At 64.7% G+C, this 15,637-nt stretch carries 21 protein-coding genes; 11 read left to right on the top strand and 10 right to left on the bottom strand.

The genetic code is table 11. The features are described from left to right. Window positions 1-111: 111 nt before the first annotated feature. Window positions 112-768: a tyrosine-protein phosphatase gene (locus TO66_RS00255; RefSeq protein WP_044460425.1), complete on the top strand. Its 657-nt coding sequence runs from the start codon at window positions 112-114 to the stop codon at window positions 766-768. 117 nt (window positions 769-885) lie between these two features. On the opposite strand, the gene TO66_RS00250 is transcribed toward TO66_RS00255, so the two are convergent. Together TO66_RS00250 and prlC are read right to left on the bottom strand one after the other, a co-directional pair. Next, window positions 886-1,173, bottom strand: coding sequence for a YheV family putative zinc ribbon protein (locus TO66_RS00250; protein ID WP_044460424.1), 288 nt, complete (start codon window positions 1,171-1,173; stop codon window positions 886-888). Beyond that, window positions 1,170-3,248 (bottom strand): oligopeptidase A, encoded by a 2,079-nt coding sequence (gene prlC, locus TO66_RS00245; RefSeq protein WP_171820082.1) that lies wholly within the window; start codon window positions 3,246-3,248, stop codon window positions 1,170-1,172. The genes TO66_RS00250 and prlC overlap by 4 nt, the downstream gene beginning before the upstream one ends. Before the next feature lie 75 nt (window positions 3,249-3,323). On the opposite strand from prlC, the gene TO66_RS00240 reads away from it, so the two are divergent. After that, the gene (locus TO66_RS00240; RefSeq protein WP_044460423.1) at window positions 3,324-3,869 is read left to right on the top strand and encodes a gamma carbonic anhydrase family protein; all 546 of its coding nucleotides are present in this window, start codon (window positions 3,324-3,326) and stop codon (window positions 3,867-3,869) included. A 28-nt stretch (window positions 3,870-3,897) separates the two neighbouring features. After that, on the top strand, window positions 3,898-4,548 hold the full coding sequence (locus TO66_RS00235) for an HAD family hydrolase (protein WP_044460422.1): 651 nt from the start codon (window positions 3,898-3,900) through the stop codon (window positions 4,546-4,548). A gap of 18 nt (window positions 4,549-4,566) precedes the next feature. Here TO66_RS00235 and TO66_RS00230 read toward each other — a convergent pair whose 3' ends face one another. Beyond that, window positions 4,567-5,646 carry an aminopeptidase gene (locus TO66_RS00230; RefSeq protein WP_044460421.1) on the bottom strand — a complete coding sequence of 360 codons (1,080 nt, stop codon included), beginning with the start codon at window positions 5,644-5,646 and terminating at the stop codon, window positions 4,567-4,569. Window positions 5,647-5,705: 59 nt separating this feature from the next. Between TO66_RS00230 and TO66_RS00225 the strand changes: the two genes are divergently transcribed. After that, complete coding sequence (locus TO66_RS00225; protein WP_044460420.1) at window positions 5,706-6,119, top strand: hypothetical protein; 414 nt, start codon at window positions 5,706-5,708, stop codon at window positions 6,117-6,119. 42 nt (window positions 6,120-6,161) lie between these two features. Further along, window positions 6,162-6,581 (top strand): hypothetical protein, encoded by a 420-nt coding sequence (locus TO66_RS00220; RefSeq protein ID WP_044460419.1) that lies wholly within the window; start codon window positions 6,162-6,164, stop codon window positions 6,579-6,581. Here TO66_RS00220 and TO66_RS00215 read toward each other — a convergent pair whose 3' ends face one another. Together TO66_RS00215 and TO66_RS00210 are read right to left on the bottom strand one after the other, a co-directional pair. After that, window positions 6,582-6,821: a DUF1161 domain-containing protein gene (locus tag TO66_RS00215; RefSeq protein WP_044460418.1), complete on the bottom strand. Its 240-nt coding sequence runs from the start codon at window positions 6,819-6,821 to the stop codon at window positions 6,582-6,584. Between the two features lie 206 nt (window positions 6,822-7,027). Then, entirely contained in the window at window positions 7,028-7,459 is a 432-nt protein-coding gene (locus tag TO66_RS00210; RefSeq protein WP_044460417.1) for an OsmC family protein, read from the bottom strand. 242 nt (window positions 7,460-7,701) lie between these two features. Between TO66_RS00210 and TO66_RS00205 the strand changes: the two genes are divergently transcribed. Next, window positions 7,702-8,703 (top strand): LLM class flavin-dependent oxidoreductase, encoded by a 1,002-nt coding sequence (locus TO66_RS00205; protein WP_044460416.1) that lies wholly within the window; start codon window positions 7,702-7,704, stop codon window positions 8,701-8,703. Between the two features lie 96 nt (window positions 8,704-8,799). Here the strand turns inward: TO66_RS00205 and TO66_RS00200 are convergent, their stop codons facing one another. Together TO66_RS00200 and TO66_RS00195 are read right to left on the bottom strand one after the other, a co-directional pair. After that, window positions 8,800-9,024 carry a DUF1161 domain-containing protein gene (locus tag TO66_RS00200; protein ID WP_044460415.1) on the bottom strand — a complete coding sequence of 75 codons (225 nt, stop codon included), beginning with the start codon at window positions 9,022-9,024 and terminating at the stop codon, window positions 8,800-8,802. Window positions 9,025-9,154: 130 nt separating this feature from the next. Then, complete coding sequence (locus tag TO66_RS00195; protein ID WP_007926178.1) at window positions 9,155-9,370, bottom strand: dodecin; 216 nt, start codon at window positions 9,368-9,370, stop codon at window positions 9,155-9,157. A 157-nt stretch (window positions 9,371-9,527) separates the two neighbouring features. On the opposite strand from TO66_RS00195, the gene TO66_RS00190 reads away from it, so the two are divergent. Then, window positions 9,528-9,854, top strand: a complete 327-nt coding sequence (locus TO66_RS00190) for a YqjD family protein (protein ID WP_044460414.1) — start codon at window positions 9,528-9,530, stop codon at window positions 9,852-9,854. Here TO66_RS00190 and TO66_RS00185 read toward each other — a convergent pair. Next, a complete protein-coding gene (locus tag TO66_RS00185) occupies window positions 9,851-10,744 on the bottom strand; it encodes a LysR family transcriptional regulator (RefSeq protein WP_044460413.1) in 894 nt (297 codons plus the stop codon). The two genes, TO66_RS00190 and TO66_RS00185, sit on opposite strands and share 4 nt — an antisense overlap. A gap of 129 nt (window positions 10,745-10,873) precedes the next feature. Here TO66_RS00185 and trpB point away from each other — a divergent pair, with 129 nt between their 5' ends. The 3 genes from trpB to TO66_RS00170 all read left to right on the top strand — a co-directional run bounded on the left by trpB (window position 10,874) and on the right by TO66_RS00170 (window position 13,493). Continuing rightward, window positions 10,874-12,094 (top strand): tryptophan synthase subunit beta, encoded by a 1,221-nt coding sequence (gene trpB, locus TO66_RS00180; protein ID WP_044460412.1) that lies wholly within the window; start codon window positions 10,874-10,876, stop codon window positions 12,092-12,094. Continuing rightward, window positions 12,094-12,906, top strand: a complete 813-nt coding sequence (trpA, locus tag TO66_RS00175) for a tryptophan synthase subunit alpha (protein ID WP_044460411.1) — start codon at window positions 12,094-12,096, stop codon at window positions 12,904-12,906. Before trpB ends, trpA begins: the two co-directional genes overlap by 1 nt. Window positions 12,907-13,025: 119 nt before the next feature. Continuing rightward, a complete protein-coding gene (locus TO66_RS00170) occupies window positions 13,026-13,493 on the top strand; it encodes an anti-virulence regulator CigR family protein (RefSeq protein ID WP_044460410.1) in 468 nt (155 codons plus the stop codon). Window positions 13,494-13,567: 74 nt separating this feature from the next. Here the strand turns inward: TO66_RS00170 and TO66_RS00165 are convergent, their stop codons facing one another. After that, a complete protein-coding gene (locus tag TO66_RS00165; protein WP_044460409.1) occupies window positions 13,568-13,894 on the bottom strand; it encodes a DOPA 4,5-dioxygenase family protein in 327 nt (108 codons plus the stop codon). An 80-nt stretch (window positions 13,895-13,974) separates the two neighbouring features. Here TO66_RS00165 and TO66_RS00160 point away from each other — a divergent pair, with 80 nt between their 5' ends. Continuing rightward, window positions 13,975-14,640, top strand: coding sequence for an NAD(P)-dependent oxidoreductase (locus TO66_RS00160; protein WP_044460408.1), 666 nt, complete (start codon window positions 13,975-13,977; stop codon window positions 14,638-14,640). A 14-nt stretch (window positions 14,641-14,654) separates the two neighbouring features. Here TO66_RS00160 and TO66_RS00155 read toward each other — a convergent pair whose 3' ends face one another. Next, complete coding sequence (locus TO66_RS00155; RefSeq protein ID WP_044460407.1) at window positions 14,655-15,605, bottom strand: choline sulfate utilization transcriptional regulator; 951 nt, start codon at window positions 15,603-15,605, stop codon at window positions 14,655-14,657. Window positions 15,606-15,637: the final 32 nt, after the last annotated feature.

Below are 15,637 nucleotides of genomic sequence, written 5' to 3'. Positions count from 1 at the left end.
AACCCTCCAGGAGCCCGCTTCACGATTCTTTGACAAGCCCCTCACAGGGCTTTGACCGCTTCGAGGAGAAGCTAAGGCTCCCTCACTCTTTTTCCGGTCACGGCCTTCTGCATGCACACCTTTCGCGTCCTTCCCGCTCTCTGCCTGTCCCTCCTGACGCTGTTCGCCTGGCCGCAGGCGCAGGCCGCCGAGACCGACTCGACCCGGCCCGCCCAGTGGGCCCAGCCCGTGGATCCCCACTACAACCTGTACCAGATGTCGCCAACGCTCTACCGCAGCGCCTTGCCGGACGGCAAAGCCGTGCCCCTGCTGGAGAAGCTCAAGGTCGGAACGGTGATCAACTTCCTGCCGGAGTCCGACTCCAGCTGGCTGCAAGCCCCGGGCATCAACCAGGTGCAGCTGCCCTATCGCACCAATCATGTGGATGACGCCGATGTGCTAGCGGCGTTGCGGGCGATCCAGGCCGCCGAGACCCAGGGCCCGGTGCTGATGCACTGCAAGCACGGCTCGGACCGCACCGGCCTGATGTCGGCGATGTATCGGGTCGTGGTCCAGGGGTGGAGCAAGGAGGAGGCACTGAATGAAATGACCGGAGGCGGGTTTGGCGACAGTTCCCACTTCAAGGACGGCATTCGCTACATGATGCAGGCCGATATCGACAAATTGCGCACCGCCCTGGCCAATGGCGATTGCAGCACCAGCGTGTTCGCCCTGTGCTCGGTGAAAAGCTGGTTCGAGACAGTGAGCGTCAGCAAGCCGGCGAATTGATAGGCCCCGAGGGGCGCAGCTTTCCTGTAGGAGCCCAGCTTGCTGGCGATCGAGGCGCCGCGGTGTATCTGATACACCGCTATCGCGCGCAAGCTGCGCTCCTACAAGGATTCACCACTACTTGGGTTCGTCGGTTTTCTTCTTCAACTTGGGGTTGGGAAAGAACTGCACCGACTGGACCTTGGCGTCCGGCACCTTGAGGGCCGTGGTGTTGACCCGCGTGCTCAATTCCTTGGGCACCGACAGGCCCTGTTCATTCAAGGTGTCGGCATAACCGCAGGCCACGCATTCGCGATGGGGAACGTCGTCTTCGCTCCACATCATCAGCTTGTCCTGCTCGCTGCACGCCGGGCATACCGCCCCGGCGATAAAGCGTTTTTTCGTCTTCACTGGCCCCTCGCTCATGCCGCTGCGTCCTCGGACAGGCCGCTGTGGCGCAAGAGTGCGTCAATCGACGGCGCACGTCCGCGGAAATCGACGAACAGCACCATTGGCTCCTGGGAGCCGCCGCGGGCCAGGATCGCTTCGCGGAACGCGCGACCGGTCTCGGCATTCAGCACGCCTTCTTCCTCGAACTTCGAGAACGCATCGGCCGACAGCACTTCGGCCCACTTGTAGCTGTAGTAACCCGCGGCATAACCGCCGGCGAAGATGTGCGCGAAGCTGTTGGGGAAGCGGTTGTAGGCCGGCGGACGCATCACCGAGACCTCGTCGCGCACGCCCTCGAGCACCTGCAGCACGCCGCGGCCGTCGCCATGGGTGGCATGCAGCTCGAAGTCGAACAGCGAGAATTCCAGCTGGCGCACCATCATCAAGCCGGACTGGAAGTTCTTCGCCGCGAGCATTTTCTGCAGCAGGTCCTGGGGCAGCGGCTCGCCGGTTTCATAGTGGCCGGAGATCAGCGCCAGGCCTTCGGGCTCCCAGCACCAGTTCTCCATGAACTGGCTCGGCAGCTCGACTGCGTCCCAGGCCACGCCGTTGATGCCAGAAACGCCGGCGTGCTCGACGCGGGTCAGCAGGTGGTGCAGGCCATGGCCGAACTCGTGGAACAGGGTGGTGACTTCATCGTGGGTCAGCAGCGCAGGCTTGCCGCTGTCGGCCGGGGTGAAGTTGCACACCAGGTTGGCCACCGGGCTTTGCAGCACGCCGTCGAAGGTGCGGCGACGGTCGCGGGCGCCGTCCATCCAGGCACCGCCGCGCTTGTTGGCGCGGGCATACAGGTCGAAGAAGAAGCGGCCCACGTGCTGGCCGTTTTCCTTGATCTCGAACAGGCGCACGTCCGGGTGCCAGGTGTCGAAGCCTTTCAGTTCGGCGATCTCGATGCCGTACAGGCGCTGGACGATGGCGAACAGGCCGCCGAGCACCTTGTCGATCGGGAAATAGGCGCGCAGGGTTTCCTGGGCCACGCTGTAGCGCTGCTCGCGCAGCTTCTCGCCGTAGAAACCGCTGTCCCAGCTCTGCAGATCCGGGCAGCCTTGCTCGGCGGCATAGGCCTTGAGCTGTTGCAGGTCCTGGGCAGCGAACGGCTTGCTGCGCTTGGCCAGGTCGCGCAGGAAACTCAGCACCTGGTCGCTGGACTCGGCCATCTTGGTCGCCAGGCTCAGCTCGGCGAAGTTGGCGTAGCCCAGCAGGCGGGCCAGTTCCTGGCGCAGGTCGAGGATTTCCTCCATGACCGGGCCGTTGTCGTTCTGGCCGGCGTTCGGCCCCTGGTCCGAGGCACGGGTGCAGTAGGCGGCGTAGACTTCTTCGCGCAGCGCGCGGTCTTCGGCGTAGGTCATCACTGCGTAATAGCTGGGGAACTCCAGGGTGATCAGCCAACCGTCCAGGCCCTTGGCCTGGGCCGCGGCGGCCATTTGCGCCTTGGCCGAGGCCGTCAGGCCGGCCAGCGCCGCTTCGTCGGTGACGTGCTTGGTCCAGGCCTGGGTGGCGTCGAGCAATTGGTTGGAGAAGCGGCTGCCCAGCTCGGACAGCTTGCTCTGCACTTCGGCATAACGCTTCTGCTGCTCCGGCGGCAGGTCGATACCCGACAGGCGGAAGTCGCGCAGGGAGTGTTCCAGGATGGTTTTCTGCGCCACGTCGAAACCGGCGGCTTCCGGGCTGCTGGCCAGGGCTTCGAAGGCCTGGAACAGTTCGCGGTTCTGCCCCATTTCGGTGGAGTAGGCGCTCAGGGCCGGCAGGCAGGCCTCATAGGCTTCGCGCAGTTCGGCGCTGTTGCACACGGCGTTGAGGTGGCTCACCGGGCTCCAGGCGGCGCCCAGGCGGTCGTTGAGTTCGTCCATGGCCAGGACCAGGCCGGCCCAGGTCGGTTGCGCGCCCTGGCTCTTGAGGATTTCAGCGATGGCGGCGCGGTTGTCAGCCAGGATCTGTTCGATGGCCGGCTGTACGTGCTCGGCGCGGATCGCCGAGAACGGCGGCAGGTCGTAGGGCTGCAGAAGAGGGTTGTTCACACTCACGGTGGGCACCTTGGCTGGAAGAAACATTGCGCCATCTTAATTACAATCGACGCACGCCGCAGCTATCGCCCCCATTAATAAATGTCAGAGCAGGTATCCCACTTGGCCATCCGTACCTATCAGCAGCACACGCCCATCCTCGGCCCGCGGGCCTTCGTCGACAGCTCGGCGGTGGTGATCGGCGATGTCGAAATCGGCGCCGACAGTTCGGTCTGGCCCCTGACGGTGATCCGCGGCGACATGCACCGCATCCGCATCGGCGCGCGCACCAGCGTGCAGGATGCCAGCGTGCTGCACATCACCCATGCCGGCCCCTTCAACCCGGACGGCTTCCCGCTGCTGATCGGCGACGACGTGACCATCGCCCACAAAGTGATGCTGCACGGTTGCAGCATCGGCAGCCGGGTGCTGATCGGCATGGGCAGCATCGTCATGGACGGCGCGGTGGTCGAAGACGACGTGATCGTCGGCGCCGGCAGCCTGGTGCCGCCGGGCAAGCGCCTGGAAAGCGGCTTCCTCTACGTCGGCAGCCCGGTGAAGCAGGCACGCCCGCTGACCGACAAGGAACGCGCGTTCTTCACCTACAGCGCCGCCAACTACGTGAAGCTCAAGGACCTGCATCTGGCCGAAGGCTACGACCAGGCTTGAGCCCCCGAATCATTGCCCAGGAATTCCCATGCATTACCAAACCGTACTGTTCGACCTCGACGGCACCCTGACCGACCCGCGCGAAGGCATCACCCGCTCGATCCAGTTCGCCCTCGGCAAGCTGGGCATCGACGAACCGGACCTGACGAAGCTGGAGCACTTCATCGGCCCGCCGCTGTTGCAGGCGTTCATGCAGTTCTACGGTTTCGACGAAGCCAGGGCCTGGGAGGCGGTGAACTTCTACCGCGAACGGTTCAAAGTCACCGGCCTGTATGAGAACCGGGTGTTCGACGGCGTCATGCCGTTGCTGGAAACCCTGGGCGGGCAGGGTCGCCAGCTCTATATCGCCACGTCCAAGCCCTGGGTGTTCGCCCGCGAAATCGCCCGGCATTTCGACTTCGCCCGACACTTCAAGGTGATCTACGGCAGCGAACTGGACGGCACCCGCACCGACAAGGTCGAGCTGATCCGCCACCTGGTGAGCGAAGAAGGCCTGGACCCACGCGACACCCTGATGATCGGCGACCGCAAGCACGACCTGATCGGCGCCCGCCACAACGGACTGGACGCCGCGGCGGTGGGGTATGGCTTCGGCAGCCACGAGGAACTGAGCGCCGAGGCGCCGGCCTACCACTTCCAGACCCTGGACGAGTTGCACCAGGCGTTCTTGCGCAGTTGAGCCCGCGATGGCGTCCTTCTAGACGCCGCCCATCAAGGCTTTCAGCGCCGCCTTGCGCTGCTCGGCCGGCAGCGCACCGAGCTTCTCCACGGCCTGGTAGAACGCCGGCCAATCCCCGTTCGCCTGTTTGAACAAGGCGGCAAATGCCGGTACCCACTGGTCGTACAGGCCAAAGGGCAGCAGCCGGGCGTTGTTCAGCGGGGCGTCGATCCAGGCGTCGTAGCGCGAGTCGCCATGCCATTGGCTGCCTTTGAGTTGTCGGTAATCCCGCCGCAGCCGCTCGAATTCGGCGGCCTTGCGCTGGCGCATCTGCTCGGCCGGCAGCGGCAGGGCATACAGGCGCTCCAGGCGCTGGCGGGTATCGAGGATCAGCTGGATGAACTGGTCGCGCTGCCGGACCTGGGCATCGCTGGACGGTGGCAAGCCCCTGGCGGCGCGCCATTGCCGGGTGCCTTCCTGCTCGACGAAGGTGGCGAAGGACTCGTTGAATTCGGTGTCGTCCTTCACATAGAAGCGCTGGTGCGCCAGCTCGTGGAAGATCAGGGTCGCCAGGCGCTCGTCGCCCCAATGCATCATCGAACTGAGGATCGGGTCGTTGAACCAGCCCAGGGTCGAGTAAGCCTCCACCCCGCCGATGGCCACGTCCATGCCCTGCTGTTTCTGCAAGGCCGCGTCACCCCGGGCCCCGCCCTGGCTGTAATAACCGCGATAAGCCACGCAGCCGGCAATCGGGAAACAGTGGGTCTTGGGGCTCAGGGAAAACTCGGGGGTGCTGAACACATTCCACACCACGAAGGGCCGGCCGATGTCGGCGTAGAGGCGATAGCTCTGGTTGTCCGGCAGGTGCAGGTGCTGGCTGGCGAAGCGTCGGGCCACCTGCGACTGGGCCAGGTGGGCGCGCAGTTGCGGGTCGCGAGCCGGATCGGCGATGACCTGCTCGACCGGGGTGCGGGCCTGCAACAACCGCCATTGGCCGGTGGCCAGCTGGCTGTAGTAACCGACGCTGGAACAACCGTTGAGCGACAAAAGCACCAGGCCCGGAAACAAAAAGCGCAAAAGACGATCAAGTAACCCATGGCTTGAACGCGGCCTAATCAAATCGAATCATCCGTCGAGAGTCTGCCCGCAAGACTATCTCGCCTGCCTGGAGTTTCGCTATGCGCGTGTTGCTGCTGACCACCGGACTGTTGACCCTGAGCGGCTGTGCCGGACTGCCCACCCCCGATCCGACGCAAGCCTGGATCGACCTCGACACCCACCAGGACACCGCCCTGCAGGCGCTGGAAGTGGATGAAAAGGCCTGGGTGGATCGTCGCTATTTCGAGGTCCAGCCGGGTAACCATGAGCTGAAGGTGCGCTACCAGTTCGCCGTGGAGCCCACCAATATCGGCCCGGACAGCGAACCGCTGTGGCGCGACTGCAAGCTGAACGTGAAATACAAGGACTTCAACGCCGGCCAGCGTTATCAGCTGCAGACCGGCAATATCGGTTTCCGGCCGTGGGCCAAGCTCTACGACCAGCAACGCAACCTGGTGGGCACCGGGCAACCGGCGGGCTGTCAACGCACCTGATCGGCGCTATGCTTGCGGCTTCTCTCCGGACAGCCGACCCTCATGCGCCAACCCTTGCTGCTGCTTGCCCTGACCGGCCTCGTTGCCTGTACCAGCCCCTTGCCGGCGGTGGACCCACAACAGGCCTGGGTCGACTTCGCCACCCCGACCCCGGGCGGCAAGCTATTGATGGCCGAACGCCTGGACAACCAGCGCCTGCGCGATGGCCGCTATTTCCAGGTCACCCCGGGCAGTCATGAATTGATGGTGCGTTTCGATTTCGAGGTGTTCAGCGGGCGTCTCGGCCTGCTGAACGATCCGGCCGAGCGCTTGTGCTACCTGAGCATCCGCTATGACCATTTCGAAGCCGGCCAGCGTTACCTGCTGGAAGGCCGCTCGCTGGGCTTCACACCCAGCGCCCGGCTGTACAACGCCCGGCGCGAGCTGCTGGCCGAGGATCACATGGTCAACTGCGTGATCTGATCAGCTGTCGTTTCTCTGGTAGATGATCGCCTTGGTGCCGTTTTCGCAGGTCCCGACCACCATGGCCACGTCATGCTTTTCGGCTTCCTCCTTGCTCACAATCTCCAGGGTGTAGGAGGGCACGGCATTGGCCTGGATCTTGATTTCAATCTCTTGCTTGAGTTCTTCGCAATCCTTCGGAGCCGCCAGGGCCGAGGTGGCCAGCGCGCAACAAACAACTGCCAGGGCAAAACGTTTCATGATGTGGAGCTCCCTTGATGCAGCGCCCAAGGTCCTGGGCTGAGCCTGCAGTCATCTATTCGACCACATTTTCATGACCCGCGTTCTGCTTCCGCGCCTGCCTGGCGCGGGTCTCTCGATACAAACGCCGCCACGGGCTAGCCCGCCCCCAGCGAATGAACGGCATTCATCCGTGGCAAAGGGGCTGCCCACGCAGCGAAGCAGGCTCAGCCGAGCAGGGTCGCCTCAAGGCTGATCCGGGCATTCAGCACCTTGGATACCGGACACCCTTCCTTGGCCTTCTGGCTCAGTTCATCGAACTGCTGCTGGCTGGCACCGGGAATCCTGGCCTTGAGGATCAGGTGCACCGCGGTGATCGCGAACCCGCCATCGACCTGATCCAGGGTCACTTCGGCGTTGGTATCGATGCTGTCGGCCTTGAGCCCGGCTTCGCCGAGAATCATCGAAAAGGCCATGGAGAAACACCCGGCGTGCGCGGCGCCGATCAATTCTTCGGGATTGGTGCCGCGGCCTCCCTCGAAACGTGCCTTGAAGCCGTAGGGTGCTTCGCGCAGCACCCCGGTTTCAGTGGAAATGGAGCCGATGCCGGTTTTCAGGTCGCCTTCCCAGTGAGCCGATGCTTTCTTGGTGATACTCATGCCTGTCTCCTCGAGAACGGGCGCGACAAGCCGCACCCTTGGGGTTTTCTGCCAATAGGGTTCTAGAGGATAGAAGGCCCGGTGAAGTTCATCCGGTGTGAGTCGGCCGTTTATCCGGACAGCAAATGTGTCCTGGCTATTGAAACTCGGGTATATGCCCACATTGCATGAAACAGGCTTACAGCATTCGGCAGGTTTTGGCTCATGACAAAGGCCTGCATACCCAGAGGAGAAGCAGGTTCATGAAACCATTGTCCGACGTAAAGTTTTCCACCCTCGATCTGGTCCCCGTGCGCGAGGATGGCAGCCCGGCGCAATCGCTGCGCAATTCCCTGGACCTGGCCCGGCATGTCGAGAAGTTCGGCTACACCCGCTTCTGGGTCGCCGAACACCACAACATGGACGGGATCGCCAGCTCCGCGACCTCGGTGCTGCTGGGCTACCTGGCCGGCGGCACCTCGAGCATCCGCGTCGGCTCCGGCGGCGTGATGTTGCCCAACCATGCGCCGCTGGTGATCGCCGAGCAGTTCGGCACCCTGGAAAGCCTGTACCCGGGACGCATCGACCTGGGGCTGGGGCGCGCGCCCGGCTCGGACCAGATGACCGCCCGCGCGCTGCGGCGCGAACGCTCCGGCAGCGCCGACGATTTCCCCGAGGATGTCGCCGAACTGATGGCCTACCTCGCCCCGCGCACGCCGGAACAACGGGTGATCGCCGTACCGGGCACCGGCACCCAGGTGCCGGTCTGGCTGCTGGGTTCGAGCCTGTTCAGCGCGCAGCTGGCGGGCCAGCGTGGCTTGCCTTACGCCTTCGCCTCGCATTTCGCGCCACGCTACATGCACGAAGCGATTCGCGTGTACCGCAACCACTTCAAGCCTTCCGCGGTCCTCGACAAACCCTACGTGATGCTCGGCGTGCCGCTGGTGGCGGCCGATACCGACGAGCAAGCCGACTACCTGGCGACCTCGGTGTACCAGCGGATCCTCGCGTTGATGCGCGGCCAGAGCCTGGTGCAGCGCAAGCCGGTGCCAAGCATGGACGGCCTGTGGCTGCCCCATGAGAAAGAGGCCGTGGGCAGTTTCCTGGGCCTGGCCATGATCGGCAGCCCGGCGAAGATCCGCGCCAAGCTCGAAGTGTTGATCGAACAGACCGACGCCGATGAGCTGATCTTCACCTGCGACCTGTACGAACACGCCGACCGCCTGCATTCCTACGAACTGCTGGCGCAGGTCATGAAGGGCTGACAGGCCCCAGCCGCCGCAGGACGCACGACCGCTCCGGGGAAACCCGGGCACAAAAAAGCCGACGCAAGCGTCGGCTTCGTGCATGCCTACAGGGGCTCAGCCACGCTTGTAGACGATTTCCTTGGTACCGCCTTCGCAGCTACCGACCACTTTGCCGTCAGTCGCGCTGCCTTTCTCGACAATATCCAGCGAATAACCCGACGCACCCTTCGCATCGATCTTCGCGGCGATTTCGCTTTTCAGCTCTTCGCATGGTTTGCCGGCAGCAAAGGCTGTTCCCGCGGCACTCAACAACGCTAAAGCCATTACCAGTTTTTTCATCGGTCACATTCCCTGGTCGAATCAGAAAAAGCGTAAAACCCCAGCCCTTACGGGTCCCGAGGCAGATATAGCGCTTTGCCATTTCCTATGGCAATCGGCCAGCGCACAAGTTCAACAGCCTGCCTCGGCCTCAGCTGTTGGCAATCCGGAAGCCGACCTTGAGCGTCACCTGGAAATGCGCGGCCTTGCCGTCCTTGATGTGCCCACGGGTTTCCGTGACCTCGAACCATTCCAGGTGCTTGATGCTTTTGCTGGCTTCGGCCAGCGCATTGTTGATGGCGTCTTCGATGCTGCTCGGGGACGAGCCGACCAGCTCGACTTTCTTGTACGTGTGGTGATCAGACATGACGTTCTCTCCTGATGAGGTAGATCAAAGCCTAGCAGCGATTGCCAGCAACACTTGGTGTCGGTCCCGGCCCACAACGTTCAGATTTAATGCACTTTCGCCACGCCGTGCAGTCGGACCCTACAGACCCCCTCATCAACATTGCAGGAGAGCCACCATGGCCAACACTTCGCTACGCAAAGCCTCACTGGAAAGCATGGAAGCCGAGATCGAGAGTCTGCTCAAGTCGCTCGAAAGCCTGAAGGACGATGCTTCGGACGAATCACGCAAAACCCTCAAGACGCTGAAAAGCAACGCCGAGAACGCGCTGAAACATTCGCGCAGCCTGCTCAGCGATGCCTATGAAGAAGTCAAAGTGAAAACCCGCGAAACCGGGATCGCCACCCGCGATTACGCCCAGCAGCACCCCTGGACCACCGCCGGCGTCGCCGTAGGCGCGCTGGGCCTGCTGGCGGCCTACCTGCTGTGCAAACGCGGCGATTAAAGCGCCTGGCGCAGCTCGTTCCGCAACCACTGCGCCAGTTGCCGGGCGCGCCCATCCGCGGCGCGCTTGGGTAGCCACAACGCCAGTTGCCCCGGGGTTTCGCAGAAGCCCCACGGGGCAACCAGGCGTCCGGCCCGCAGGTCCTCGGCCACCAGCGGCTGCGGCGCGATTGCCACCCCCAGCCCGGCGACCGCCGCCTCCAGCAAATAATACAAATGCTCGAACCCCTGCCCGAACTTCAATGCCCCGGCGTCGATGCCGTTTTGCCGTGCCCAGCTGGGCCAGGCCTGCGGACGCGAGGTGGTCTGCAGCAGCGCCTCGCCCAGCAAGGCATCGGGGGGCGCCTGGCGCAATGCCTCGTAACGGCTGTACCGCGGGCTGAGCACCGGGCCGATACACTCACTGGCCAGCTCGTAGACCTGCATGTCCGCCGGCCACGGCGGCTCGGCGAACACCAGCAGGGCGTCCAGCCCGGGCCGGCGCGGGTCGAGGTCGCCTTCGCCGGCCGACAGGTGCAGCCGCAGATCCGGCAGGTCGGCATTCAATCGCCCCAGCCGCGGGATGAACCAGCGCGCCAGCAGGCTGCCGGAGCAACCGAGCACGAAAGGCGCGTCGGCGGTGCTCTGGGTCAGCTCGGCGCAGACCGCCCGCAAGCGCTCGAACGCATCGCCGCTGACATCCCGCAGGCGCACCCCGGCATCTGTGAGTTTCAGGCCGCGGCCTTCCTTGACGAACAGGCTCAGCCCCAGGTGCTCTTCGAGCAGCTTCAACTGCCGGCTGACGGCACCGTGGGTAACATGCAGCTGCTCGGCCGCCTGGCTGACGCTGTTCAGGCGGGCAGTGGCTTCGAAGGCCCGGAGGGCGTTCAGCGGGGGCAGGTCGTGGCTCATGGGATAGGTGAGTTTTCCTGACAGGTTGTGGCGATCTTATCGGTTTTCAGCCTCGGGCGTCAGGGGTAGAGTGGACGCCATTGTCATGCCACGCATCGACCCTCTTCACGACTCACCGGGAGCGCTCCAATGACCCAGACCAACCTGCGCAACGGCCCTGACGCCAACGGCCTGTTCGGCGCGTTCGGCGGCCGCTACGTCGCTGAAACCCTGATGCCGCTGATCCTCGACCTGGCCCGCGAATACGAAGCGGCCAAGCAGGATCCGGAATTCCTCAAGGAACTGGCCTACTTCCAGCGCGACTACGTCGGTCGTCCCAGCCCGCTGTATTTCGCCGAGCGCCTGACCGAGCACTGCGGCGGCGCCAAGATCTACCTCAAGCGCGAAGAGCTGAACCACACCGGCGCGCACAAGATCAACAACTGCATCGGCCAGATCCTCCTGGCCCGGCGCATGGGCAAGAAACGCATCATCGCCGAGACCGGCGCCGGCATGCACGGCGTGGCCACCGCCACCGTGGCCGCGCGCTTCGGCCTGGACTGCGTGATCTACATGGGCACCACCGACATCGAGCGCCAGCAGGCCAACGTGTTCCGCATGAAACTGCTGGGCGCCGAGGTGATCCCGGTGGTCGCCGGCACCGGCACCCTGAAGGACGCGATGAACGAAGCCCTGCGCGACTGGGTGACCAACGTCGACAGCACCTTCTACCTGATCGGCACCGTGGCCGGCCCGCACCCTTACCCGGCGATGGTCCGTGACTTCCAGGCCGTGATCGGCAAGGAAACCCGCGACCAGTTGCAAGCCCAGGAAGGCCGCCTGCCCGACAGCCTGGTGGCCTGCATCGGCGGTGGCTCGAACGCCATGGGCCTGTTCCACCCGTTCCTCGATGACCAGAGCGTGCAGATCATCGGCGTCGAAGCCGCCGGCTACGGCATCGAGACCGGCAAGCATGCGGCCAGCCTGAACGGCGGCCTGCCCGGCGTGCTGCACGGCAACCGGACCTTCCTGTTGCAGGACGACGATGGCCAGATCATCGACGCCCACTCGATTTCCGCCGGCCTCGACTACCCAGGCATCGGCCCCGAGCACGCCTGGCTGCACGATATCGGCCGCGTCGAATACACCTCGGTGACCGACGACGAAGCCCTGGCCGCGTTCCACCAGTGCTGCCGCCTGGAAGGCATCATCCCGGCCCTGGAAAGCGCCCACGCCCTGGCCGAAGTATTCAAACGCGCGCCGAACCTGCCCAAGGATCACCTGATGGTGGTCAACCTCTCGGGCCGCGGCGACAAAGACATGCAAACCGTGATGCACCACATGCAACAGTCCCAGCAGGAGAAACACTGATGAGCCGCCTGCAAACGCGCTTTGCCGAACTCAAGCAACAGAACCGCGCCGCCCTGGTGACCTTCGTCACCGCCGGCGACCCTGGCTACGATGCCTCCCTGGCGATCCTCAAGGGCCTGCCGGCCGCCGGCGCCGACGTGATCGAACTGGGCATGCCCTTCACCGACCCGATGGCCGACGGCCCGGCGATCCAGCTGGCCAACATCCGCGCCCTGGCGGCGAAGCAGAACCTGGCGAAAACCCTGCAGATGGTTCGCGAGTTCCGCGCCGGCAACGACCAGACCCCACTGGTGCTGATGGGCTACTTCAACCCGATCCACCACTACGGTGTGCCGCGCTTCATCGCCGAAGCCAAGGAAGCCGGGGTCGACGGCCTGATCGTGGTGGACATACCGCCCGAGCACAACGCCGAGCTGTGCGACCCGTCCCAGGCCGCCGGCATCGACTTCATCCGCCTGACCACGCCGACCACCGACGACGCGCGCCTGCCGAAAGTGCTGAACGGCAGCTCGGGGTTCGTCTACTACGTCTCCGTGGCCGGTGTGACCGGGGCCGGTTCCGCCACCCTGGAGCACGTGGAAGAGGCGGTGACCCGCCTGCGACGCCACACCGAGCTGCCGATCAGCATCGGCTTCGGCATCCGCACCCCGGAGCAGGCCGCGGCCATCGCGCGCCTGGCCGACGGGGTGGTGGTGGGCTCGGCGCTGATCGACCAGATCGCCAATGCCGCCAGCCCGGAGCAGGCGGTGGACGGCGTCTTGAGCCTCTGTGCCTCGCTGGCCGAAGGGGTACGTCAGGCGCGTGTCAGCTGAGGGTAAAGTTCCTGATACAGAGGAATTAGCCTCGCCAGCCACAGACTAAGCAGCAAGACCCAGGGGTTCGGAACCAGGTTCCGAGCCCCTTTTTGTTGTTCGTGCCTGAGGTAAATCCCATGAAAATGCCCAAACGCCTGATCGCCGGCCTCGGCGTGCTGATGCTCGGCGCCAGCCCGCTGCTGCATGCGCTCGCGGACCCACGTGACGACCACGATCGCGGCGGCCCGCAGCAGGGTCGCTACGACGACCGAAGGGACTATCGCGGGGATAACCGTGGCGACGAACATCGCGGCCCGCAGGCCGATCGTCGGGGCGGCCCGCCACGGGACTTCGGGCCGGTGCGCGAGGTCATTCGCGACAACCACGCCTACTTCGTGCGTGGCGCGCCGCCGCCCCGCGGCGTCCTGCTGGTACGCGGCCAGCCCTTGCCTCGCGGCTACTACGGCGAGCGCCTGGACAACCGCGCCCTGGCGCACCTGCCGTATTACCAGGGCTACGAATGGCGGCGCATGGGCGCCGATATCGTGCTGATCGCGGTAGGCACCGGGATCGTCTACGAGATCCTGGATAACGTGCTGTACTGATCCCCCACCCTGTAGGAGCACAGCTTGCGTGCGATAGGGCCGACACGGCCCGCTCGCCCCTACGGACCAACCGCTCAGAAAATCGACAGGTCCAGCGGCCTGACCGCCCCCATCCACACCGCATGCTCCGTGTGATCCTTCAGATCGTCGCCGGTATCCGGGTGCAGGAACACCACCAGCCCGTTGCGGTTGAGCGCCAACCACGGCAGCACCACGCCCAGGTACTGCGGCTCGAATGCCAGCTGGCAGCTCCAGTCCGGATGCGGCCCGACAGGGCGCTCATGCACCCGGCCCATTTGCAGCGGGAACAACTGCGCCGCCTGCTCGCACAGGGCACGGGCCTGATCGATGGTGTCGGCGTCGAAATAGACGTGGGCGTGATAGCCCTTGATGCGTTGCATGCAATCCCTCGTGACAAAGTCGAACCCTGGCGACAGCCCCCGGGTCATAACCCAGACAGTGTAAAGAAACGAGCCAAGCCATGAAAAATGCTGAAACCCCAGCGGTCAAGCTGGTGCTCTACGGCGCCATGAGCAGCCTGGGCAGCGCGCTGATGGCTGAAAGCCTGCGGCGCCAGCACGAAGTCATCGCCATCCTCGACGACCTTACCGCTCTGGCGCCGCGTCCCGGCTTGCGCACCAAGGGCGGCAGCCTGTTCGACCCGCAGCAGGTGAAACGCAGCGTCGCCGGCAGCTCGGCGGTGATCTGCCTGCTGGACGCACCGCAACTGCCCGGCAGCGTCACAGCGGGGCAGGCCTGCGCGCCGCAGGACCAGGCACGCGCCGTGGCGGCGCTGGTCGCAGGCCTGCAGGCCGCCGCGATCCGGCGCCTGATCCTGGTGGGAGACTTCGCCGTCCTCGACAATCCGAATCCGGCGCCCGCTGCCAGCCTGCCCCGGGAAGTCGCCCAGGAGATACTCGCCGCGTTGCACGCCAGCCCGCTGGACTGGACCCTGGTCAACGCTCCAGCCGGCCTGCCCGGGCTGGGTATCGAGCACTTCAACCAGGTGAGCAGCAGCCTCGAACCGGGGCTCGCCGAACCCCTGCGGCGCCTCAACGGCGTGGCCATCGGCATCAACGACGAATTGCGCCTCAACCTGCACCTGCGCGAGCACGTGCAGTTCGTCGATACGCTCGCCCAAGGCTGAGGCTCCGGCTGCGTCTACAGGGCGATGGAGGGCAGCGACACCCCCTTGAGCGACTGGGCGCTGTCCGCCTGTTCGGCCATCAACCAGTCGAAGAAGCGCTGGATCAGCGGCCCGCGCCGTTTGCGCTGGGGCAGGACCACGTAGTAGCCGTAGCGGGAGATCACAGTTTCGCTGATCGGCCGGCACAGCAGGCCTTGCGCCAGCAGGTCATCCACCAAGTGGCGCCAGCCGATGGCCACGCCCTGGCCGCCGATCGCCGCCTGGATCAGCAGGGTGTAGTTGTCGAAACGCAGTTGCCCCGGTGCCGGCGGGGTGGCGATCCCCAGCTCGCGGAATACGCCGCTCCAGTCGAACCAGTGACTGCTGCTTTCGCCGCGCAGGTGCAGCAAGGGAAACTCCAGCAGCATGCCGGCGGGCAAGGGCAATGGCCGCTCCTTGAGCAACAGCGGGCTGCACACCGGAAACACTTCCTCACTGAACAGCCAGTGGCTTTCGCCCTGCCTGAAACGGCCATCGCCAAACAGCACCGCCACATCGATATCGGTGCGCAGCATGTTGTGGCTGCGCTCGCTGGAGACCAGGCTCACATCCACCTGCGGGTTGGCCGCGTGGAAGCGATGCAGGCGCGGCATCAGCCAATAGGCGGCGAAGGCGAAATCGGTAGCCACTTGCAGCACCTCATGCTGATGCTGGGCCGTGATGGCGCTCAGGCCGCTGTCGATGCTCTGCAAACCGGCCTGCACCTGCTCGAACAGCAGATGGCCGGCCTCGGTCAGTTCGATGCCGCGATAGATGCGGTCGAACAGCCGGGTGCCGAGTTGCTCCTCCAACCGCTTGATCTGCTGGCTGATGGCGGGCTGGGTGGTGCCCAGCTCCACCGCGGCGGCGGTAAAGCTGCGCTGGCGCGCCGCCGCCTCGAATACGCGGAACAGGTCCAAAGACAGGTCGCCAAGGGCTTCATACATAAGCTGCACTTATCCTAGTCATTGCCGCACGG

Source organism: Pseudomonas sp. MRSN 12121 (assembly GCF_000931465.1).
GTDB lineage: Bacteria > Pseudomonadota > Gammaproteobacteria > Pseudomonadales > Pseudomonadaceae > Aquipseudomonas.
The sequence above is the reverse complement of the archived record's forward strand: the minus strand, read 5'-3'. Positions and strand labels throughout refer to the sequence as shown.